Raw genomic sequence first — 19,824 nt, forward strand, 5'->3', positions numbered from 1 at the left:
GGGACCGGCCGCGTGGCCGGACCCGGGAGGGCGGCGGGCGCCCGTACCGTGGTCCGGGAACGGACCGGGGTGCGGGCGCCCGCCGCTTGGTCATGGAACGAACCAACCGTGAGATGAGGCACTAGTGAGCAAGCCCGAGATCGACTTCCCGGTCGGCGACCCGCCGGCCGAGCTGAAGATCCGCGACATCACCGTCGGCACCGGCGCCGAGGCCAAGCCCGGCCAGGTCGTCGAGGTCCACTACGTCGGCGTGACCTACGCGACCGGTGAGGAGTTCGACGCCAGCTGGAACCGCGGCTCGACCTTCAAGTTCCCGCTCGGCGGCGGCCGCGTCATCGCCGGCTGGGACCAGGGCGTCGCCGGCATGAAGGTCGGCGGCCGCCGCGAGCTGGTCATCCCGCCGCACCTGGCCTACGGCGACCAGTCGCCGACCCCGGCCATCCCCAAGGGCTCGACCCTGATCTTCGTGGTCGACCTGATCTCCGTCTGAGCACGCTGATCGCCAGGGCCGCACTCCCGGTCGGGGGTGCGGCCCGCCCGGGCCGGGGCGGCCGACGCGGGTCGGCGAGCCTTGGCTTTTGCAGGGAGTACCGCTACCGGTACGGTCGGTCCCGCCGGGTCCACGACGCCCCGGCGGGCGCACCCCGCGCCCTGCGCGGCACACCGGAAGGGTCACCGATGGCGATCGCCAAGGCAGAGCGGCTGATGAATCTCGCCCTGTGCCTGATGAACACCCGACGACCGCTCTCCAAGAAGGAGCTGCGGGAGTCGATCGAGGCCTACCGCGAAGCTTGGCAGAACAGCAGCGAGGAAGCCTTCAACCGGATGTTCGAGCGGGACAAGGACGACCTGCGCGAACTCGGACTGGTCATCGACGTCGACGAGAACGCCCTCGACGGCGAACTCGGCTACCTCGCCCGCGCCGACCGCAACCGCCTGCCGGAGATCGCCCTCGACGCCGAGGAGGCCGCCGCGCTCACCCTGGCCGCCCGGGTCTGGCAGCAGGCCAAGATGAGCGGCGCCGCCAGCGGCGCGCTCCAGAAGCTGCGCGCCGCCGGCATCCCGTTCACCGAGACCGAGCGCCGCCCCGCCCTCGAACCCCGCATCCCCGCCCGCGAGGCCGCCTTCGAGCCGCTGCTCACCGCCGCCCGCGACCGCCGCCCGGTCACCTTCGAGTACCGCAAGGCCGGCGCCGCCGCCGTCGAGCAGCGCACCGTCGAACCCTGGGCCCTGGAGTGCTGGCGCGGCCACTGGTACCTGGCCGGCTGGGACCGCGACCGCGAGGACGCCCGGGTCTTCCGGCTCAGCCGGATCACCGGCAAGGTCCGCGCCCGCTCCGGCGCCTTCCTCGGCACCGTCCCCGAGCACGTCGACGTGCGCGCCACCGTCGCCAAGTTCGCCGGCGAGGGCGCCACCGCCACCGCCGTGGTCAGGGTCCGCCGCGGCGCCGGCTTCCCGCTGCGCACCAAGGCGCTGACCACCCGGCGGGCCGACGACGGCTGGGACGAGCTGGAGATCCCGTACGGCAACGGGCTCGGCGCCGACCTCGCCGAGTTCGGGCCGGACGTGCTGGTGGTCGGCCCCGAGGAACTGCGGGCCGACGTCATCGACCGGCTGCGCGCGGTGGCCGGCACTGCGGTGGAAGGTGTGCGGGCATGAGCGAGCGAATCATCGGAAGGTGCGTACTGTGCGAAGCGCCCGCCGAGCGTAGCGAGGTGGACGCATGAGCAACGCGATCGACCAGACCCGGCGGATGCTCTCGCTGGTCACCTATCTGCGCGAGCGGCCCGGCGCCGAGGTCGCCGAGGTGGCCCGCGCCTTCGGCATCAGCGAGCGCGAGCTGATCGGCGACCTCAACGTCCTGCCGATGTGCGGCACCAGCTTCCGCGGCGGCGACCTGCTCGACATCGACACCGACGGCGAGCGGATCTGGTGGCACAACGTCGACGACGTCGCCCAGCCGCTGCGGCTGGCCGCCGACGAGGCGACCGCCCTGCTCGTCGCCGCCCGCGCCGTCGCCGGACTGCCCGGCCTGCGGGCCGGCGACCGCGAGGCGCTCACCCGGGCCGTCGCGAAGATCGAGAACGCGGCGGGGGAGAGCGCCGAGGGCAGCGCCCGGGTCGGCGTCACCTTCGAGGCCGAGAGCCACGTCTTCGCCGACATCGACCGCGCCCTCAGCGAGGGCCGCCGGCTCTGGCTGCGCTACTACTCGCACGGCCGCGGCGGCATGACCGAGCGCGAGGTCGACCCGATCCGGCTGCTCACCGAGGGCCACACCTACCTGGAGGCCTGGTGCCGGACCTCCGAGGACCACCGGATGTTCCGGCTCGACCGGGTCGCCGAGATCAGGGTCCTGGACGTCCCCGCCGACCCGCCCAAGCGCGAGCCGCGCGACCTCTCCGGCGGACTGGTCAACCCCTCCGCCGACGACCCCGAGGTGGTCGTCGAGGTCTCCTCCGGCGGCCGCTGGGTCGCCGAGTACTACACCCACGACCAGGCCGAGGAACTGCCCGACGGCGGACTGCGGATCACCCTGCGCAGCGCCGACCCCTCGCAGCTGCGCCCGCTGGCGCTGCGGCTGGGCCGTGACGGGCGGATTGTCTCGCCGCCCGAGCTGGCGGAGCAGGCGCGCGCGGCGGCGCTGGAGGCGCTGGCGCACTACGGGGAGGGGCTGGTCTGAGCCGTGGAGCCCGGTACCAGATTCAAGGTGTACTGCTCGGAGTGCCGGGAGAAGGTGGAGCTGCCCGTCGAGGCGTTCCGCCTCACCTTCGGCCGGACCGAGGCGCAGGCGCACTACAGCTTCGGGTGCCCGCTGTGCGGGGCGGCGGTGCGCAAGCCGGCCGGGGAGAAGATCGTCGCGGCGCTGACCGGGGCCGGGGTGCGGACCATGCGGCTGGTGCCGGCCGAGGGGTGAGCCGGGACGGATAGGGTGGGGGCCATGTCCTGGATGCTCGTCGCCGCCGTCCTCCTCGCCACCGCCGGCCTGCTGGTCCTGGGCGTCCTCGCGGTCCGGCTCTGGCTGGACGTGCGGGCGCTGGCGAAGGGCGTGGACGCCGCCTCCCGGGCGCTGGCCGAGGCGGCCGGGGACCTCGCGGCCTCGGCGCCGGGCCGCTCCTGACGGGTCGGGCCGACCGGGAACACCGATCCGGGGCACCCGGGGACTGCTGCTCGGAGGCAGGGGCGCGTTACGCTCTCAGTTGGCCCCTGAACGCGAACGGGGGCCGCTGTCCTGTTCGGGCGGCCGTCGTCAGGGCGTCACCCGCAGCGGTTACCATCCCCGCAGCGGGCGGCCCGTCGGGTGCCGCCAAGACTGAAGGTGGTCGAGCATGCGGGTCTCGTTCACCGCGATCCTCCTGGTCGCGGTCATTGCCATTGTGCTCTTCGGAGCCAAGAGGCTGCCGGAGTTGGCGCGTTCGCTCGGCCAGTCGGCACGGATCCTCAAGAGCGAGGCCAAGGCGATGCGCACCGACGGAACCGCCGAAACCCCGGCGCCGCCCGCCCCGGCGGTGGCCGACGGCGGTACGGCGAGGACCATCCAGACCGCCCCGGGCGCGTCCGCGACCGCCCGCCCGGTGACCGAGCAGCCCGCCGGGCAGTCCACGGGGCAGTCCGCTCCGGGCGGCGGGGCGCGCTGAACGCGCGGCACGCGCGACGACTGGAGGCCCGTCGACCGGCGGGCCTCGACGCACGAGTTGAGGACCGGGGTTGAGCAAGCTCACCAAGGCGTCGAAGGCGCCCAAGGATCCCGAGGGGCGGATGGCCCTCGCCGATCACCTGCGGGAACTGCGGAACCGGCTGGTCAAGTCGGTCCTGGCGATCGTGCTGATGACGATCATTGCGCTGATCTTCCACAAGCAGATCGAGGCGCTGCTGCTCAAGCCGCTGCCGCAGTGCAACGCGGAGACGATCAAGTCCACCGAGGGCCGCTGCGCGCAGGTCTCCACGATCGGTCTGACCGCGGGCTTCAACTGGATGCTCAAGGTGGCCCTGACCGCCGGTGTGGTCGCCACCGTCCCGATCTGGCTGTACCAGCTGTGGGCCTTCGTGGCGCCGGGCCTGCACAAGCACGAGCGCAAGTACACGGTCGTCTTCATGGCGTGCGGCGCGCCGCTGTTCCTGGCCGGTGTGGGGCTGGCGATCCTGCTGCTGCCGCTGACCGTCGAGGTGCTGATCTCGTTCACCCCGAACGACACCACGCCGATCCTGCCGCCCGGGGACTACTTCGACATCGCCACCCGGCTGTTGCTGGTCTTCGGCCTGGCCTTCGAGTTCCCGCTACTGCTGGTCATGCTGAACATGGTCGGCATCGTCACCGGCAAGCGGCTGCTGGGCTGGTGGCGCGGCATGGTGATGGGCATCACCGTGTTCGCCGCCTTCGCGACGCCCAGCGCCGACCCGCTCACCATGCTGGCGCTGGCCGCGCCGATCTGGGGACTGTACTTCCTCGCGGTCGGCGTGGCGATGCTGAACGACCGGCGCAAGGCCCGGCGCAACCCGGACCTCGCACTGGACGACGAGGAGGCCTCGCACCTCGACCTCTCGGTGGCGCCGGTCTCCGAGGCCGAGGCGATCGAGGCGTCGGGTACGCCGGTCGCCTCCGGCCAGGTGCCGGCCGCCCGCCACGAGCAGATGGACGACATCACCTGATCCGGCCCGTCCGAGATCCCGCGAGCCCCGGCCCGCCGCCCCTGACGCGGCGGGCCGGGGCTTTTCGGTGCCTTTCGTCCGTTCCGGGCGGGCGGTCTTGGCAGGTTCGATGGCATGTGACATATTACTGACGTGTCCCACTCCCAGAGACTCCCCGACGTCGTGGTGGTCGGTGCCGGTGTCGTCGGCGCCGCCTGCGCGTACTACGCCGCCCGGGCCGGCCTCGCCGTCGACGTCGTCGACCGCGGCCCGGTCGCCGGCGGCACCACCGGCGCCGGCGAGGGCAACCTGCTGGTCTCCGACAAGGAGCCCGGCCCCGAGCTCGACCTCGCCCTGTACTCCACCGGCCTGTGGCGCGAACTCGTCGACGAGTTCGGCGCCGCCGTCGAGTACGAGGCCAAGGGCGGCCTGGTGGTCGCCGGCACGCCCGATCGGCAGGAGGCGCTGCGCGCCTTCGCGGCCGAGCAGGCGGCGGTCGGCGTCACCGCCGAGGAGATCCCCGGCGAGCGGCTGCGTGAGCTGGAACCGCACCTCGCGTCCGGCCTGGCCGGCGGCTTCCTGTACCCCCAGGACGCCCAGGTCCAGCCCGCGCTGGCCGCCGCCCACCTGCTGGCCGCCGCCCGCCGGGCGGGGGCGCGGCTGCACACCGGCGAGGCCGTGCGGGCCGTGCGGCTCGGGGCGGACGGCGCCGTGTGCGGCGTCGAGACCGAGCGGCGGCGGCTGGACGCGGCCGCCGTGGTCAACGCCGCCGGCACCTGGGGCGGTGAGCTGGCCGCGCTGGCCGGCGTCCACCTGCCGGTGCTGCCGCGGCGCGGGTTCGTGCTGGTCACCGAGCCGCTGCCGCGGATCGTCCGGCGCAAGGTCTACGCCGCCGACTACGTGGCCGACGTGGCCAGCGGTTCGGCCGCGCTGCAGACCTCGGCCGTGGTCGAGGGGACGCCCGGCGGGCCGGTGCTGATCGGCGCCAGCCGGGAGCGGGTCGGGTTCGACCGGACGCTCTCGGTGGAGGTGGTGGGCCGGCTGGCCGCCCAGGCGGCCGCGCTGTTCCCGGTGCTGGCCGGGGTGAGCGTGATGCGCGCCTACCGCGGCTTCCGGCCGTACCTGCCGGACCACCTGCCCGCGATCGGCGCCGACCCCCGGGTGCCCGGGCTGTACCACGCCTGCGGCCACGAGGGCGCGGGCATCGGCCTGGCCCCGGCCACCGGACTGCTGATCGCCCAGCAGCTCACCGGCAAGGCGCCGGACCTGGACCTCGCGCCCTTCCGGGCCGACCGCTTCCCGGCCGAGGGCGACGCCGCCTGAGGCCGCTTCCGGGGCCGTCGGACACTTTGCAAAGTGCCCGACGACTTTGCAAAGTGCACTTTGCCAAGTTCTGGGCACCCGGAAGGGCTGATCACCGGCCCGACAACCCCACGATCGGCTCATGAGCTGAACGGAGAACCCCCACCCATGCGCCGTAGCCGCACCCCCGCGGAGCTGGTCCGGGCCGAGCCCGGGCCCGCCCACACCATCGACTTCGACGGCCGGCCCGTGCCCGCGCTGCCCGGGCAGACGATCGCCGCCGCCCTCTGGGCCGACGGCGTGCTCGCCTGGCGCACCACCAGGGTCGGCGGCCGCCCGCGCGGGGCGTTCTGCGGGATCGGCGCCTGCTTCGACTGCCTGGCCACCGTCGACGGACGGCCCAACCAGCGCACCTGCCTGCTGCCGGCCGAACCCGGCACCACCGTCACCACCCAGGAGGGCCACGGCCGTGCCGACCTCGACGTCTGAGCCTCTGACCGGCGCTCCGCGGCCGTACGACCTCGCGGTGATCGGCGCCGGCCCGGCCGGCCTCGCCGCCGCCGTCACCGCCGCCGACCTCGGGCTGCGCTGCGCCCTGGTCGACGCCGGCCGCGACACCGGCGGACAGTACTACCGCCACCCCGCCCCCGGCCTCGGCGCCGCCCGGCCCGACCGGCTGCACCACGGCTGGTCCGTCTACACCGGCCTCGCCGACCGGCTCGCCGACCACCGCGCGGCCGGCCGCGTCGACCTGCTGGCCGGGCACCAGGTGTGGGCGCTGGAGCGCTCCGGGGAGCGCGACTGGCGGCTGCACGCCACCACCGGCCCCGACGCCGAGGACCGGGCCACCGTCCGCTCCGCCGCCGTCCTGCTCGCCACCGGTGCGTACGAGCGGCAGCTGCCCTTCCCCGGCTGGACCCTGCCCGGGGTGGTCACCGCCGGCGGCGCCCAGGCCATGCTCAAGGCCGGCCTGGTGCTGCCCGGCCGACGGATCGTGGTGGCCGGGAGCGGCCCGCTGCTGCTCGCGGCGGCCTCCTCCCTGGTCACCGCCGGCGCCGAGGTCCCCGCGGTGGTCGAGGCCACCGCGTACCTCGGCTACGCCCGGCGCCCCGGCGTGCTGGCCGCCGTTCCGGCCAAGCTGGTCGAGGGCGCCGGGCACGGCTCCGCGCTGCTGCGCCACGGCGTGCGGCTGCGGCCGCGCAGCGCGGTGGTCGAGGCGCACGGAACGGACCGGGTCACCGCCGTCACGGTGGCCCGGTTGGACGCCGACTGGCGTCCGGTACCCGGCAGTGGACGGCGGATCGAGTGCGACGCGCTCGCCGTCGGTCACGGCCTGGTCCCGCAGATCGAGCTGGCCACCGAGTTGGGCGCGGCCACCCGCACCACGCCCGACGGGACGGCCGCACTCGCGGTCGACGCCCGCCTGCGGACCACCGTCCGCGGGCTCTGGGCGGCCGGCGAGACCTGCGGGGTGGGCGGCGCCGACCTGGCGATCGCCGAGGGCGAGCTGGCCGCGCACGCGGTCGCCGGCCGGCCGGTGCGCACCGCGCTGCTGCGCCGGCGCTCCCGGCTGCGGGCCTTCGCCGAGCTGATGGCCGCCGCCCACCGGCCCGGCCCGGCCTGGACCGACTGGCTGCGGGAGGACACCGACGTCTGCCGCTGCGAGGAGGTCCCGGCCGGGCGGATCCGCGAGGCGGTGGACGGGCTGGGCGCGGGCGACGCGCGCACCGTCAAGCTGCTGACCAGGGCCGGGATGGGCTGGTGCCAGGGCCGGATGTGCGGTCCGGCGGTGGCCTGCCTGGCGGGCGGCGGCGCCGTACCGGAGGAGGCCCGGGCCGACAGCCGGCCGTTCTCCTGCCCCGTTCCGCTCGGCCAGCTCGCGGCCGAGCCGGAAGACCGCGGCTGAAGTCGGGGCCGGACCCGGACGCCGGTCCGGGTCCGATTCCGGCCCGCCCGAAATCGCCCGGCGGTTCCCCTTGTGTCCGCCGCGCGACCGCTAATAAAATGTCACACCTCACCAAGGAGTCACCTGTGTCTCACGACATCACCAAGCCCTGGCGCGGCATCATGGTCGCCACCACGCTCCCGCTGCGCCCGGACCTCTCCGTCGACTACGACGCCTACGCCGACCACGTCCGCTGGCTGATCGAGTCGGGCTGCGACGGCGTCGTCCCCAACGGCTCGCTGGGCGAGTACCAGACCCTGACCGCCGAGGAGCGCGCCAAGGTCGTCGAGGTCGCCGTCGAGGCGGCCGGCGACGGCTCCCGGGTGATGCCCGGCGTCGCCGCGTACGGCAGCGCCGAGTCCCGCCGCTGGACCGAGCAGGCCGCCGAGGCCGGCGCCGGCTCCGTCCTGCTGCTGCCGCCGAACGCCTACCGCGCCGACCGCGAGGCCGTCCGCGCCCACTACGCCGAGGTCGCCAAGGCGGGCGTGCCGATCGTCGCCTACAACAACCCGATCGACACCAAGGTCGACCTGGTCCCGTCGCTGCTCGCCGAGCTGCACGGCGAGGGCTCGATCGTCGCGGTCAAGGAGTTCAGCGGCGACGTCCGCCGGGCGTACGAGATCGCCGAGCTGGCCCCCGGCCTGGACCTGCTGATCGGTGCCGACGACGTGCTGCTGGAGCTGGCCCTGGCCGGCGCGGTGGGCTGGATCGCCGGCTACCCGAACGCGCTGCCGGAGGCGAGCGTCGCGCTGTACAAGGCCGCCGTCGCCCACGACCTGGGCACCGCGCTGCCGCTGTACAAGGCGCTGCACCAGCTGCTGCGCTGGGACTCCAAGACCGAGTTCGTCCAGGCCATCAAGCTCTCCATGGACATCGCCGGCCGTCCCGGCGGTCCGACCCGGGCGCCGCGCCTGCCGCTGACCCCGGAGATCGAGGCGGCCGTTCGCGCGGCCACCGAGAAGGCGCTGGCCGAAGGCCTGGCCTGACCCTCGTCGTCCTGGGGTGGCCGGCTGCGGCGGCAGCCGGCCCCCGGGCCGCGGGCTCCTCCACCCTCACCCACCCATCCCACGGAGCGTCAGCAGATGCGCAGCCGTCACGTCTTCCACGCCGTCGACTCGCACACCGAGGGCATGCCCACCCGGGTCGTCACCGGCGGGTTCGGCGTCATCCCCGGCGCCACCATGGCCGAGCGCCGCGTCCACTTCCAGCAGCACCTGGACGAGTTCCGGACCCTGCTGATGTACGAGCCCCGCGGCCACGCCGCGATGAGCGGCGCCATCCTGCAGCCGCCCACCCGGCCGGACGCCGACTGGGGCGTGCTCTACATCGAGGTCTCCGGCCTGCTGCCGATGTGCGGCCACGGCACCATCGGCGTCGCCACCGTGCTGGTGGAGACGGGCATGGTCCCGGTCGTCGAGCCGGTCACCACCGTCCGGCTGGACACCCCGGCCGGCCTGGTGATCGCCGAGGTCGCGGTGGAGAACGGCGCCGCCAAGGCGGTCACCATCCGCAACGTGCCGTCCTACTCGGTGGCGCTGGACCGGAAGATCGAGGTCCCGGGCCACGGCACGGTGACCTACGACCTCGCGTACGGCGGCAACTTCTACGCCATCCTGCCGCTCGCCGAGTTCGGCCTGCCGTTCGAGCGCGAGCGCAAGCAGGAGATCCTGGACGCGGGCCTGGCCCTGATGGACGCGATCAACGCCGGCCCGGACCGCCCGGTGCACCCGGAGAACCCGTCCATCCACAGCTGCCACCACGTCCAGCTGCTCGCCCCCGGCTCCACCGCCGAGCACTCCCGGCACGCGATGGCCATCCACCCCGGCTGGTTCGACCGCTCGCCCTGCGGCACCGGCACCTCGGCCCGGATGGCCCAGCTGCACGCGCGCGGCGAGCTGCCGCTCGGCCGGGACTTCCGCAACGACTCCTTCATCGGGACCACCTTCACCGGCCGGCTGGTCGAGGAGACCGAGGTGGCCGGGCGTCCCGCGGTGGTGCCGACCGTCACCGGGCGGGCCTGGGTCACCGGCACCGCCCAGTACTTCCTCGACCCCGCCGACCCGTTCCCGGCCGGCTTCCTGCTCTGACCGCCCGCCGGTCCCCGTCCTCCCCCTCCCGTCGAATCCCCCGAAGGGCTGCCCCGAAGTGACGATCCGTTCGTACAACCCCGCCGACCCCGCGGACCTCGTCGCCGAGGCGCCCCGCCCCGGCAGCGAGGCCGTCGAGGCCGCCGTCGCCCGTGCCCGCACCGCGCAGACCGGCTGGCTCGCCGCCGGCGCCGGCGCCCGCTCGGCCGCGCTCACCCGGATCGCCGAGGCGGTCGAGGCGCACGCCGAGGAGCTGGCCGAACTGGTCGTGCGCGAGGTCGGCAAGCCGATCGCCGAGGCGCGCGGCGAGGTCGCCCGCACCGTCGCCATCTGGCGCTACTACGCGCAGGCCCCGTTCGCGGCCACCGGCGAGGTGCACGAGACCGCCGGCGGGCCCGGCCTGCTGCTCACCCGCCGCCGCCCGTACGGGGTCGCCGGGCTGATCACGCCGTGGAACTTCCCGCTGGCGATCCCCACCTGGAAGGCCGCCCCGGCGCTGGCCGTCGGCAACAGCGTCGTGCTCAAGCCCTCCTCGGAGGCGATCGGCGTCGCGCGGCGGCTGGGTGAGCTGATCGCCGGGGCCGGGCTGCCCGCGGACGTCTTCACCGTGCTGCCGGGCGGCGGCGCCGAGGGCTCCACCCTGGTCGCCGCGGCCGACGTGGTCTCCTTCACCGGCTCCACCGGCGTCGGCCGCCAGGTCGTCCGCACCGCCACCGAGCGCGGCGTCCCGGTGCAGGCCGAACTCGGCGGGCTGAACACCGCGATCGTCCTGCCGGACGCCGACTTCGACCAGGCCGCCGCCCACCTCGCCAACGCGATCGCCGGCTACGCGGGCCAGAAGTGCACCGCCACCAGCCGGGTCGTCGCGGTCGGCGCGGCGTACGAGCCGCTGCGCGCCGCGCTGGTCAAGGCGCTCGCCCAGGTGGACGAGACCTCCTGCGGCCCGGTCATCAACCAGGCCACCCGGGACGAGATCACCGCGGCCGTCACCTCCGCCCAGCAGGCCGGCGCCGAGGTGCTGACCGGCGGCGGCGTCCCGCAGCGGGACGGCTGGTACCTGGACCCGACCCTGGTCGCCGGGGTGCCGGAGGACCACCCGCTGCGGCGCGAGGAGTTCTTCGGCCCGATCGCCGTGCTGCACGCGGCGGCCGACCTGGACGAGGCGATCGCGCTCGCCAACGACACCCCGTACACCCTGTCCGCCTCGGTGCACACCGGTGACCTGGACGCGGCGCTGGCCGCCGCCGACCGGCTGAACGCCGGCATGATCCGGGTCAACGCGCCCTCCAGCGGAGTCGACTTCCACCTGCCGTTCGGCGGCGCCAAGGGCGCCAGCCACGGCGCCCGCGAGCAGGGCCAGGCGGCGCTGGACTTCTACACCCAGAGCCGCACCGTCACCCTGCTGCCCGCAGGGGGTGCCTGATGACCGGCCGGCAGGCCAACGACGGCGCGACCGTGCACATCGACACCGTCGACTACCACACGGCGGGGGAGCCGTTCCGGATCGTCGTCGCCGGTGCGCCGGTGATCCCCGGTGACAGCGTCGCCGAGCGGCGGGCCATCGCGATCGGCGCCGGCGGCAGCGCGACCGCGCCCCGGCCGAGCGCGCTGGACGACGTCCGGCGGCTGCTCACCCACGAGCCGCGCGGCCACGCCGGGATGTACGGCGGGTTCCTGGTGCCGGCGGACGACGACGAGGCCGACCTCGGCGTGCTCTTCTGGCACAAGGACGGCTACTCGACCGCCTGCGGCCACGGCACCATCGCGCTCGGCGCCTGGGCGGTCGACTCCGGGCTGGTCGCGGCGCCCGAGTACGGCGTCGCCCGGGTGCGGATCGACGTGCCGTCCGGCCGGGTCACCGCGCTGGTCCACCGGGCCGCCGGGCGGACCACCGGGGTGACGTTCCGCAACGTGCCCTCCTGGGTGAGCGAGCTGAAGCTGCCGGTGGAGACCTCGCGCGGCACCGTCGAGGTGGCCGTCGCGCACTCCGGCGCCTGCTACGCCTCGGTGCCGGCCGCCGCGCTCGGCCTCTCGGTGAGCCTCGGCCGGCTGCCCGAACTCACCGCCGCCGGGCGGGAGATCAGGGCCGCGCTGGCCGGCTCGGAGGCCGTGCGGCACCCGGTGGACCCGCGGCTGTCCGGCGTCTACGGGGTCATCCTGTACGACGAACTCCCGGCGGCGGACGGCACGGTGAACCAGCGCAACGTCACCGTCTTCGCGGACGGCCAGATCGACCGCTCGCCGTGCGGCTCCGGCACCTCGGCGCGACTGGCGGTCCTGGCCGCCGAGGGACGGCTGGCGCCCGGCCAGGAGCTGCGGCACGAGTCGATCGTCGGCACCGTCTTCGGCGGACGGGTGCTGCCCGGCGGCGACCCGTGGGGCGACGGCGTGGTCACCGAGGTGACCGGCACCGCGCACCGCACCGGCGAGCACCGCTTCGTGCTCGACCCGCAGGACACCCTCGGCGCGGGGTTCCTGCTGTGAGCGGGGACCTGAGGACGGCACCGGTTGCCGTGTCAGCCCTGGAAAAGCCCGGCGCGGCGGCTGAGCCGCTCCAGCCCGCCGCGTCGGGCCCGGCCGAGGTGCTCGCCGCCGCCCCCGTCGGGCTGACGCCCGCCGAGGCGGCCCGGGCGGTCGAGCGGGTGCTGCTCGACGGGCTGGACCCGGAGGCCGCGCCCGCCCGCTCGGCGGTGCCGGTCCCGGCCGGGGAACTGCTGCTGATGCCGGCCGCCTCCGCCCGGTACACCGGCGTGAAGATCGCCGGGGTCGCCCCGGCGAACCCGATCGTCGGGCTGCCCCGGATCACCGGCAGCTACCTGCTGCTCGACGGTCCGACCCTGCAGCCGCTCGCCCTGCTCGACGGCGTCGCGCTCACCTCGCTGCGGACCCCCGCGGTGACCGCCGTCGCGCTGGACCGGCTGGCGGCGCCGCAGGCGGCGCACCTGGTGCTGTTCGGCTCCGGCCCGCAGGCGTACGGCCACCTGGACGCGCTGCTCGGCATCCGCCCGCTGACCCGGGTGACCGTGGTCGCCCGCAGCGAGCAGCCCGCCGAGGCGCTGGCCCGGTACGCCCAGGCGCGCGGTGTGGCGGCCGCCGTCGGCACCCCCGCCGACGTGGCGGACGCCGACCTGGTGGTCTGCTGCACCACGGCCCGCACCCCGCTGTTCGACGGCGCGCTGGTCCCCGACCACGCGGCGGTGGCGGCGGTCGGCTCGCACGAGGTGGACGCCCGGGAGGTGGACGAGGTGCTGGTCGGCCGGTCCGCCCTCTACGTGGAGGCCCGCTCGGTCGCGCTGCGGGAGGCCGGCGACCTGCTGATGGCGGGCGTGACCGGCGCCGACACCCTGTGGAACCTGGCCGAGCTGGTGAACGGCGAGGCACCGGTGCCGACCGACCGGCCGAGGTTCTTCAAGAGCGTCGGCATGGCCTGGGAGGACCTCGCGGTGGCGGCCGAGGCGCATCTGCGCCACACCGCCGCCTGAGACTCCGGCCGGCACGGGGCCCGCTGTGGGGCCCCGACGCCGGGTGCCGGCGCCTCGGCGCTGCGCCGGCACCCTCACCCCCGGACCCATTGCCCTGGACGGGGGGCGTCGAAGTGACCGGCCGGAAACCGCGGCCGACGTGGTGGGACGGGATCCCCCGCCACGTCGGCCGCTTCTTTGTCTCCAAATCACCCGTACGAGGTCAGCGGCCCGCGTCACCCCGAGCGACGGGATAGCTTGCGGCCGACAGCAGACGCGTGGGCTCCGAGGCCGTGGGGATCAGCCCTTGGGCCGTGCGAGGAACCCGGGGAGGGGGTTCACCGTGACCGGTCCGGCCTCGGGCGGCTTCCGCCTGGTGATCCTGGACGAGGTGAAGGAGGTGCTGCACGAACTCCGTAGCACCGATCGCAAGACGCTCGACTGCGTCACCGAGGCGATCACCGCCCTGCGCCGTGAAGGCCCCGGGCTCAGCCGACCCCTGGCCGCGCGGATCGGTGGTTCCAGGTTGAACCTGCGGGAGCTGCGCCCCCGTTCCGGCAATGCCATGGCGATGCGAATCCTCTACATCTTCGACCTGGAGCGCCGGGTCGTGCTTCTGGTCGCGGGGAATAAGGCGGGAGACTGGAACCGCTGGTATGTCGACGCCGTCCCGCTGGCGGAGGAGCGGTACGAGCAGTACCTCAAGTTGATCGAGGAGGGCGCATGAGCGGCTTCGCCGAGTACGACAACGACGACGACTTCCTGTCCGAGTTCTACGACGATCCCGCAGACATCGCCCGCATCAAGGCCGGCGCGGACCGTCTGGTCCAGGAGAGCCGTGCGGCCCGGTTGGCGGAGCTTCGCGAGCGCGCCGAGGTCTCCCGGGAACAGGTCGCCGAGCGCATGGGCGTGGGGGTGGACCATGTGCTCGCCGTCGAGGCGGGCGAGGCGTGGTCGGGGGCCGATCTCGCCGGCTACATCGGCGCCATCGGGGGCACGGTCGATTTCATGCTGGTCGATGCGGACGGCATCCGCCACGTCGTCGAGGCGAGGTGCTCGACCGCGACTGTCGGAGCCGAAGTGCGAAGCTTCCATCTCGCCGCCCACGGCCTGGACACCGACCCGACCAGGGCGTCCGACGTGTCCCCGGGTTCCATCCCGCAGGCGTCGGAGCCGGAGCGGGCTGGGGCCGATGCCTCGTTCGAGCTGTGGCTCCTCCTGCATTCCTGGGTCGCACCGACCCGCGCTCCCGGAGACCTCCGTGTGCGCTACAGCCCGCGCACGGTGCTCCATGACCTGGCGTCCAAGAGGAAGTTGCAGGTCGAGCCGGTCGGTCTGGAGGTCGTGGCCGAGGTGGACGGTCTCAGAGCCGAAGTCGCATAAATCCCTGGTGAACGCCCACGCCCTAGGGCTGAGGCCGGTAGGTGTTGATCAGGCGGGCCAGGTGGCGGCCGGTGAGGTGGAGGGGTTCCTCGCTGCGGGCGACCTGGGCGGCGAGTTCGGCGCCCTCCAGGGTGTTGATGACGGTGGCGGCGAGTTCGCGGGCGTCGGTGAGCGCGATGCCCGCGCCGTGCAGCTTCTCCTCGACGATGGCGCGCCAGTGGGCGAAGGCCTCGGTGACGGCCTGTTCGATGACCGGGGCCCGGCCGACCGTCTCCAGGGCGGTGGTGGTGATCGGGCAGCCGTCCTGCCAGTCGGAGTCGCGCAGCGCCTCGGCGAGCAGCCGGGTGCAGGCGGTGATCGCCTCGGCCGGGTCGGCGGTACTGGCCAGCCCCTCGCGCAGCAGGTCGGCGAACTCCTGGTCGCCGTGGCGGATCGCCTCGGCGGCCAGTTCCTGCTTGCCGCCCGGGAAGAAGTGGTAGACGGAGCCGAGGGTGGCCTCCGCCTCGCGGGAGATCTGCTTGATGCCGGTGCCCTCGAACCCCTGGCGCTGGAGCAGCCGGGAGGTGGCCCGGACGATGCGCTCGCGGGTGCCGGTGGTGGTCGTCTTCACGGGAGGAGTCTAGCGGGGAATTGAATAGAGCGTTCGTTCCAGTGCTGTGCTAGCGTCATGCCCTGGATAGAGCGTTCGTTCTAGTCGCCTTCGGAGGGGATCCCCATGTCCGTCACGCCGCAGCAGCACGGCAAGCCGTCCGTCACCCTGATCGGCCTCGGCCCGATGGGCCTGGCCATGGCCGGCGCCTACCTCGACGCCGGGTACGCCGTCACGCTCTGGAACCGGACCGCCGAGCGGGCCGCCGGCCTGGTCGCCCGCGGCGCCGTGCTCGCGCCGAGCGCGGCCGAGGCCGTCGCGGCCGGCGAGCTGGTCGTGCTCAGCCTCACCGACTACGACGCGGTGTTCGCCGTGCTGGCCGCCGCCGAGTCCGAACTGGCCGGCCGCACCGTCGTCAACCTCAGCTCCGACACCCCCGAGCGGGCCCGCGAGGCCGCCCGGTGGCTGGCCGAGCGGGGCGCCGGACACCTCACCGGCGGGGTGCAGGTGCCGCCGTCCGGGATCGGCGAGCCCGGGTCGTCCACCTTCTACAGCGGACCGGCCGAGCTGTTCCGGCGGCACCGCGCGGCCCTGGAGGTGCTGACCGGCGCCGACTACCGGGGGGACGACCCCGGGCTCGCCCAGCTGTACTACCAGCTCCAGATGGACATCTTCTGGACCTCGATGACCGCCTATCTGCACGCCACCGCCGTCGCCGAGGCCAACGGCATCCCGGCGGAGGAGTTCCTGCCCTACGCCACCTCGACCGCCGCCTCGCTGCCGGGCTTCCTCGCCTTCTACGCGCCCCGGATCGCCGCCGGCAACCACGAGGGCGACGTCGACCGGCTCACCATGGGCCTCGCCAGTGTCGAGCACGTGCTGCACACGGTGGAGGCCTCCGGGGTGGACGGCGCGCTGCCGCGGGCGCTCGCCGACACCTTCCGGCGGGGCGTCGAGGCCGGGCACGGGGCGTCCAGCGTGAGCAGTCTGGTGCGGTTGTTCAAGGGGGAGTGACGGGCGACGCGTGAAGTCGGGGGCCGTCGACCGTTGTCAGCGGGCGGCGGCCCTGAGAGCATGGGGAAGGCCTGCGTCCCGGCTCCCTGATGGGGCGTCCGAATCACGGAATGTTGCACACTCAACGTAACGTGACATTGTACGCTGGTGTTCTGCACTCATCGGAGGAACACCATGGCCGACCTCAAACCCCGCACCCTGATCTCCGTCCAGGAGCGGCTGCGCGACCAGGTCGCCCACGCCCTGCGGGCCGCCCTCATCTCCGGCGAGCTGCGCCCCGGCGTCGTCTACTCCGCGCCCGCCCTCGCCGCCGACTTCGGCGTCTCCGCCACCCCCGTCCGCGAGGCCATGCTCGACCTCGCCCGCGAGGGCCTGGTCGAGGCCGTCCGCAACAAGGGCTTCCGGGTCACCGAGCTCACCGAGCGCGACCTCGACGACTTCACCGAGATCCGCGCCCTGATCGAGGTCCCCACCGTCGGCCGGGTCGCCCGCACCGCCAACGCCGACCAGCTGGAGGCGCTGCGCCCGCAGGCCGAGGCGATCGTCGCGGCGGCGGGCAAGCAGGACCTCATCGGCTACCTGGAGGCGGACCGCCAGTTCCACCTCGACCTGCTCGGCCTGGCCGGCAACACCCGTCTGGTCGAGGTCGTCGGCGACCTGCGCAAGCGCTCGCGCCTCTACGGCCTCAACCGCCTCGCCGAGCGCGGCGAACTGGTGTCCTCGGCGGAGGAGCACCTGGAACTGCTCGACCTGATGATCGCCGGTGACGCCCCGGCCGCCGAGTCCTGCATGACCCGCCACCTCAGCCACGTCCGCTCCCTGTGGGCCGAGGGACAGCAGGAGGCGGAGGAGGAGCCCCGCACCGGCCTGCGGCTCCGGGCCCGGTAGGGGTAAACCACCCGATCAGGTGAAAACCCCGGGACCGGGTAGGGAATCGGGCTCCAGTCCTACGATGATGTTCCCGACATCGGCAGCAAGGAGAACTCCATGTCCGCCGCCGCAGTGGAAGAACCCATCGAGCAGCCGACGCTGCTCGAAGCCGCTGAGCTGATCTCCAGCCAGTTCGCCGGGCACCGGGTCGAGATCATCGGGAGCCAGATCGTCGTGACGCCTCCGCCGAATGCCTCCCACGGCCGGTCGCTGAGCCGACTCATGCGTGTGCTGTTCGCGGCAGGCCTCGACGACGAGGACTGCGAGGTGATGCAGAACGTCGGTCTCTGGCTGCCGGACGGCCCCTCGGACTACGCCGTACCGGACCTCGCCATCGTCGATGCCGACATCGATGACCACCTGATCGAATACAACTGCTACGACCCGGCGGTCTTCCGCCTCGTGCTGGAGGTGACCTCCTCCAATCTGAGTGACGACCTGAAGCGGAAGCCCACGGTCTACGCCTCCGCCGGGATTCCGGTCTATGTCATCGTGAACCGCGCCAATGCCCGGGTCATGGTGCTCACCGACCCGCAGGACGGCGAGTACCGGGTGCACGCCGTCCACCACCCCGGGCAGACCTTCACCCTGCCCGAGTCCATCGGGGCGTCGGTGACGCTGTCGGTGGACGACGTGCTGGCCGCCAAGAAGTAGGTCACACCGTCGAGGGCACCGTCAGCCGACCGTCGTGGACCTCCGCGACCTGGTCGACGGCCGTCAGGTGGGTGCGGTCGTGGGTGACCAGGACGGTGGCGGTGGCGCGTTGGTGGGTGAGGGTGGTGAGCAGTTCCAGGACGGCGGCGCCGCGTTCGTGGTCGAGGGCGCTGGTGGGCTCGTCGACCAGGAGGACGGTGGGGTCGTTCATCAGGGCGCGGGCGATGTTCACCCGCTGGCGCTGACCGCCGGAGAGCTGGTGCGGGCGGCGGGCCGCCTGGTCGCGCAGGCCGACGGCGTCCAGCAGCTCCAGGGCCCGGGGGAGGGCGCCGCGCGGGGCGCGTCCGTCCAGGTGGGCCATCACCTGGAGCTGTTCGACGGCGGTGAGCGAGGGCAGCAGGTTGGGCTGCTGGAAGACGATGCCGATCCGGTGCCGGCGCAGCGCCGTCAGCGCGGTGCGGCCTAGGCCGGTGGTGTCCGTGCCGTCCACCACCACCCGGCCGGAGTCCGGGGCGATCAGGGTGGCGGCGACCGCCAGCAGGCTGGACTTGCCCGAGCCGGAGGGGCCCACCACGGCGGTGAGCGTGCCCTTGGGGACGGTCAGCGAGACGTCGTCGAGGGCGGTCAGCCGGCCGTCGCCGTCCGGGTAGGTCAGGGTGACGTGGTCGAGCAGAAGACTCATCGGGCGCTCCCCAGGGCGGTCAGCGGGTCGACGGAGGTGATGCGGCGCACCGACAGGGCCGCGCCGACCGCGCCGAGCGCGATCATGACGACGGCGGGCACCAGCACGGTCGGGGCGTCCAGGACGAACGGGACGGCGGAGCCGATCAGCGCGCCGACGCCGGCGGCGAGCGCCGTGCCGAGCGCGGTGCCGAGCAGCAGCAGGACGACGGCCTGGCCCAGCGCGTCGCGCAGCAGGTAGCGGGTGGAGGCGCCGAGCGCCTTGAGGACGGCGATGTCGCCGCTGCGCTGGATCGTCCAGACCGTGAAGAACGCCCCGATCACCAGCGCCGAGATGGCGAACAGGAAGCCCCGCATGAGCTGCAGCGAGCCGTTCTCGGAGGTGTAGGAGCCGATCGCGGCGAGCGCGTCGTCCCGGCCGCGGGTCTCGGTGCCGAGGGCGGCGTCGGCGGCGCCCAGGTCGGCGCCCTTCGCGGTGGTGAGCGCGACCACGGTGGCGTGGCCGGCGCCGCCGGGGGCGGCCCGCTGCCAGTCGGCGAGGGTGGTCCAGACGACCGGGGTGTGGCTGTAGGAGGCGTCCCCGGAGACGGCCGCGACCGTCAGCGGATGGCCGGCGACGGTGAACGCGTCGCCCGGGCGCAGCCCGCCGAGGTCCTCGGCGGCGGTCTCCGACAGCACCGCCCGGCCGGCGGCGAGGTCGGCGCCCCGCGGGGCGAGCGGGGAGCCGTCGGGCACGCCGAAGACGGAGAGCGCGGCCGTGCGCGGGCCGGCCGCCGCCTTGGTGGTGGCGATGCCGAGCGGCTGCGCGTCGGTGACGCCGGGCGTCCGGGCCCAGCCCTGCCACTGCTCGGGGGTGACCTGGGAGTCGGTGAACGACAGCTTCTGGCCGTCGGCGGGCCGGCCGAAGGCCAGGTGGTCGGCGGGCAGACCGGTGATCGCCGAGATGTTCTGCCGGCCCAGCCCGGCCGTCAGGCCGGACAGCAGGCCGACCAGCACCGTGATCAGTACGATGACGGTCCCCATCAGGGCGAACCGCCCCTTGGCGAACCGCAGGTCCCTCCAGGCGACGAACACCGAAATCCCTTCCGATCGATCCACTGCGACACTGACGAGACTCGTCGAGGAACGGCCCCTCGGGCATCGCACCGGGGA

Annotated in this window: 23 protein-coding genes; 20 read left to right on the forward strand and 3 right to left on the reverse strand. The window is 74.2% G+C overall.

Going from position 1 to position 19,824, the window contains the following annotated elements; all coding sequences use genetic code 11:
* The first annotated feature begins 124 nt into the window (after positions 1-124).
* The 17 genes from ACFZBX_RS15765 (at position 125) to ACFZBX_RS15845 (ending at position 14,804) form a co-directional block, all read left to right on the forward strand.
* Complete coding sequence (locus ACFZBX_RS15765) at positions 125-490, forward strand: FKBP-type peptidyl-prolyl cis-trans isomerase (protein WP_391534320.1); 366 nt, start codon at positions 125-127, stop codon at positions 488-490.
* Positions 491-678: 188 nt separating this feature from the next.
* Positions 679-1,659, forward strand: coding sequence for a helix-turn-helix transcriptional regulator (locus ACFZBX_RS15770; RefSeq protein ID WP_391534321.1), 981 nt, complete (start codon positions 679-681; stop codon positions 1,657-1,659).
* A gap of 64 nt (positions 1,660-1,723) precedes the next feature.
* Positions 1,724-2,680, forward strand: coding sequence for a helix-turn-helix transcriptional regulator (locus tag ACFZBX_RS15775; RefSeq protein ID WP_391534322.1), 957 nt, complete (start codon positions 1,724-1,726; stop codon positions 2,678-2,680).
* A gap of 27 nt (positions 2,681-2,707) precedes the next feature.
* Positions 2,708-2,914 (forward strand): hypothetical protein, encoded by a 207-nt coding sequence (locus ACFZBX_RS15780; protein WP_391534323.1) that lies wholly within the window; start codon positions 2,708-2,710, stop codon positions 2,912-2,914.
* Positions 2,915-2,938: 24 nt separating this feature from the next.
* Positions 2,939-3,118: a hypothetical protein gene (locus tag ACFZBX_RS15785; RefSeq protein ID WP_380758051.1), complete on the forward strand. Its 180-nt coding sequence runs from the start codon at positions 2,939-2,941 to the stop codon at positions 3,116-3,118.
* A gap of 208 nt (positions 3,119-3,326) precedes the next feature.
* The gene (gene tatA / locus ACFZBX_RS15790) at positions 3,327-3,635 is read left to right on the forward strand and encodes a Sec-independent protein translocase subunit TatA (protein ID WP_391534324.1); all 309 of its coding nucleotides are present in this window, start codon (positions 3,327-3,329) and stop codon (positions 3,633-3,635) included.
* A gap of 121 nt (positions 3,636-3,756) precedes the next feature.
* Positions 3,757-4,647 carry a twin-arginine translocase subunit TatC gene (gene tatC / locus ACFZBX_RS15795; RefSeq protein ID WP_391534485.1) on the forward strand — a complete coding sequence of 297 codons (891 nt, stop codon included), beginning with the start codon at positions 3,757-3,759 and terminating at the stop codon, positions 4,645-4,647.
* Positions 4,648-4,779: 132 nt separating this feature from the next.
* Positions 4,780-5,949 (forward strand): NAD(P)/FAD-dependent oxidoreductase, encoded by a 1,170-nt coding sequence (locus ACFZBX_RS15800; RefSeq protein WP_391534325.1) that lies wholly within the window; start codon positions 4,780-4,782, stop codon positions 5,947-5,949.
* A 147-nt stretch (positions 5,950-6,096) separates the two neighbouring features.
* Complete coding sequence (locus ACFZBX_RS15805; RefSeq protein ID WP_380284285.1) at positions 6,097-6,417, forward strand: (2Fe-2S)-binding protein; 321 nt, start codon at positions 6,097-6,099, stop codon at positions 6,415-6,417.
* On the forward strand, positions 6,398-7,834 hold the full coding sequence (locus tag ACFZBX_RS15810; protein WP_391534326.1) for an NAD(P)/FAD-dependent oxidoreductase: 1,437 nt from the start codon (positions 6,398-6,400) through the stop codon (positions 7,832-7,834). The genes ACFZBX_RS15805 and ACFZBX_RS15810 overlap by 20 nt, the downstream gene beginning before the upstream one ends.
* A gap of 161 nt (positions 7,835-7,995) precedes the next feature.
* Positions 7,996-8,859, forward strand: coding sequence for a dihydrodipicolinate synthase family protein (locus ACFZBX_RS15815; RefSeq protein WP_391534486.1), 864 nt, complete (start codon positions 7,996-7,998; stop codon positions 8,857-8,859).
* Positions 8,860-8,955: 96 nt separating this feature from the next.
* Entirely contained in the window at positions 8,956-9,960 is a 1,005-nt protein-coding gene (locus ACFZBX_RS15820; protein ID WP_391534327.1) for a proline racemase family protein, read from the forward strand.
* Positions 9,961-10,018: 58 nt separating this feature from the next.
* Positions 10,019-11,383 carry an aldehyde dehydrogenase family protein gene (locus tag ACFZBX_RS15825; protein WP_391534328.1) on the forward strand — a complete coding sequence of 455 codons (1,365 nt, stop codon included), beginning with the start codon at positions 10,019-10,021 and terminating at the stop codon, positions 11,381-11,383.
* Complete coding sequence (locus ACFZBX_RS15830; protein WP_391534329.1) at positions 11,383-12,444, forward strand: proline racemase family protein; 1,062 nt, start codon at positions 11,383-11,385, stop codon at positions 12,442-12,444. The genes ACFZBX_RS15825 and ACFZBX_RS15830 overlap by 1 nt, the downstream gene beginning before the upstream one ends.
* A gap of 29 nt (positions 12,445-12,473) precedes the next feature.
* A complete protein-coding gene (locus ACFZBX_RS15835) occupies positions 12,474-13,442 on the forward strand; it encodes an ornithine cyclodeaminase family protein (protein WP_391534330.1) in 969 nt (322 codons plus the stop codon).
* A 322-nt stretch (positions 13,443-13,764) separates the two neighbouring features.
* On the forward strand, positions 13,765-14,148 hold the full coding sequence (locus ACFZBX_RS15840) for a type II toxin-antitoxin system RelE/ParE family toxin (protein WP_391534331.1): 384 nt from the start codon (positions 13,765-13,767) through the stop codon (positions 14,146-14,148).
* Positions 14,145-14,804 carry a helix-turn-helix domain-containing protein gene (locus ACFZBX_RS15845; protein ID WP_391534332.1) on the forward strand — a complete coding sequence of 220 codons (660 nt, stop codon included), beginning with the start codon at positions 14,145-14,147 and terminating at the stop codon, positions 14,802-14,804. The genes ACFZBX_RS15840 and ACFZBX_RS15845 overlap by 4 nt, the downstream gene beginning before the upstream one ends.
* Before the next feature lie 22 nt (positions 14,805-14,826).
* Here the strand turns inward: ACFZBX_RS15845 and ACFZBX_RS15850 are convergent, their stop codons facing one another.
* A complete protein-coding gene (locus ACFZBX_RS15850; protein WP_391534333.1) occupies positions 14,827-15,414 on the reverse strand; it encodes a TetR/AcrR family transcriptional regulator in 588 nt (195 codons plus the stop codon).
* Positions 15,415-15,519: 105 nt separating this feature from the next.
* Here ACFZBX_RS15850 and ACFZBX_RS15855 point away from each other — a divergent pair, with 105 nt between their 5' ends.
* From ACFZBX_RS15855 to ACFZBX_RS15865, 3 genes are all read left to right on the forward strand, one after another.
* A complete protein-coding gene (locus tag ACFZBX_RS15855) occupies positions 15,520-16,407 on the forward strand; it encodes an NAD(P)-dependent oxidoreductase (protein WP_391534334.1) in 888 nt (295 codons plus the stop codon).
* A gap of 174 nt (positions 16,408-16,581) precedes the next feature.
* Positions 16,582-17,295, forward strand: a complete 714-nt coding sequence (locus ACFZBX_RS15860) for a GntR family transcriptional regulator (protein WP_391534335.1) — start codon at positions 16,582-16,584, stop codon at positions 17,293-17,295.
* A 99-nt stretch (positions 17,296-17,394) separates the two neighbouring features.
* Positions 17,395-17,991, forward strand: a complete 597-nt coding sequence (locus tag ACFZBX_RS15865; protein ID WP_391534336.1) for a Uma2 family endonuclease — start codon at positions 17,395-17,397, stop codon at positions 17,989-17,991.
* A 1-nt stretch (position 17,992) separates the two neighbouring features.
* Here the strand turns inward: ACFZBX_RS15865 and ACFZBX_RS15870 are convergent, their stop codons facing one another.
* Both ACFZBX_RS15870 and ACFZBX_RS15875 read right to left on the reverse strand, forming a co-directional pair.
* On the reverse strand, positions 17,993-18,673 hold the full coding sequence (locus ACFZBX_RS15870; RefSeq protein WP_391534337.1) for an ABC transporter ATP-binding protein: 681 nt from the start codon (positions 18,671-18,673) through the stop codon (positions 17,993-17,995).
* Positions 18,670-19,746, reverse strand: coding sequence for an ABC transporter permease (locus tag ACFZBX_RS15875; RefSeq protein WP_391534338.1), 1,077 nt, complete (start codon positions 19,744-19,746; stop codon positions 18,670-18,672). The genes ACFZBX_RS15870 and ACFZBX_RS15875 overlap by 4 nt, the downstream gene beginning before the upstream one ends.
* Positions 19,747-19,824 lie beyond the last annotated feature (78 nt).

Source organism: Kitasatospora sp. NPDC008115, from assembly GCF_042957205.1.
Taxonomy (GTDB): domain Bacteria; phylum Actinomycetota; class Actinomycetes; order Streptomycetales; family Streptomycetaceae; genus Kitasatospora.

Bases quoted from the DNA above. Each gene is read 5' to 3' on its own strand.
- ACFZBX_RS15770 (WP_391534321.1), top strand. From the start codon at position 679: ATGGCGATCGCCAAGGCAGAGCGGCTGATGAATCTCGCCCTGTGCCTG.
- ACFZBX_RS15775 (WP_391534322.1), top strand. From the start codon at position 1,724: ATGAGCAACGCGATCGACCAGACCCGGCGGATGCTCTCGCTGGTCACC.
- ACFZBX_RS15785 (WP_380758051.1), top strand. From the start codon at position 2,939: ATGTCCTGGATGCTCGTCGCCGCCGTCCTCCTCGCCACCGCCGGCCTG.
- tatA (WP_391534324.1), top strand. From the start codon at position 3,327: ATGCGGGTCTCGTTCACCGCGATCCTCCTGGTCGCGGTCATTGCCATT.
- tatC (WP_391534485.1), top strand. From the start codon at position 3,757: ATGGCCCTCGCCGATCACCTGCGGGAACTGCGGAACCGGCTGGTCAAG.
- ACFZBX_RS15805 (WP_380284285.1), top strand. From the start codon at position 6,097: ATGCGCCGTAGCCGCACCCCCGCGGAGCTGGTCCGGGCCGAGCCCGGG.
- ACFZBX_RS15815 (WP_391534486.1), top strand. From the start codon at position 7,996: ATGGTCGCCACCACGCTCCCGCTGCGCCCGGACCTCTCCGTCGACTAC.
- ACFZBX_RS15820 (WP_391534327.1), top strand. From the start codon at position 8,956: ATGCGCAGCCGTCACGTCTTCCACGCCGTCGACTCGCACACCGAGGGC.
- ACFZBX_RS15830 (WP_391534329.1), top strand. From the start codon at position 11,383: ATGACCGGCCGGCAGGCCAACGACGGCGCGACCGTGCACATCGACACC.
- ACFZBX_RS15845 (WP_391534332.1), top strand. From the start codon at position 14,145: ATGAGCGGCTTCGCCGAGTACGACAACGACGACGACTTCCTGTCCGAG.
- ACFZBX_RS15855 (WP_391534334.1), top strand. From the start codon at position 15,520: ATGTCCGTCACGCCGCAGCAGCACGGCAAGCCGTCCGTCACCCTGATC.
- ACFZBX_RS15860 (WP_391534335.1), top strand. From the start codon at position 16,582: ATGGCCGACCTCAAACCCCGCACCCTGATCTCCGTCCAGGAGCGGCTG.
- ACFZBX_RS15865 (WP_391534336.1), top strand. From the start codon at position 17,395: ATGTCCGCCGCCGCAGTGGAAGAACCCATCGAGCAGCCGACGCTGCTC.
- ACFZBX_RS15870 (WP_391534337.1), bottom strand. From the start codon at position 18,673: ATGAGTCTTCTGCTCGACCACGTCACCCTGACCTACCCGGACGGCGAC.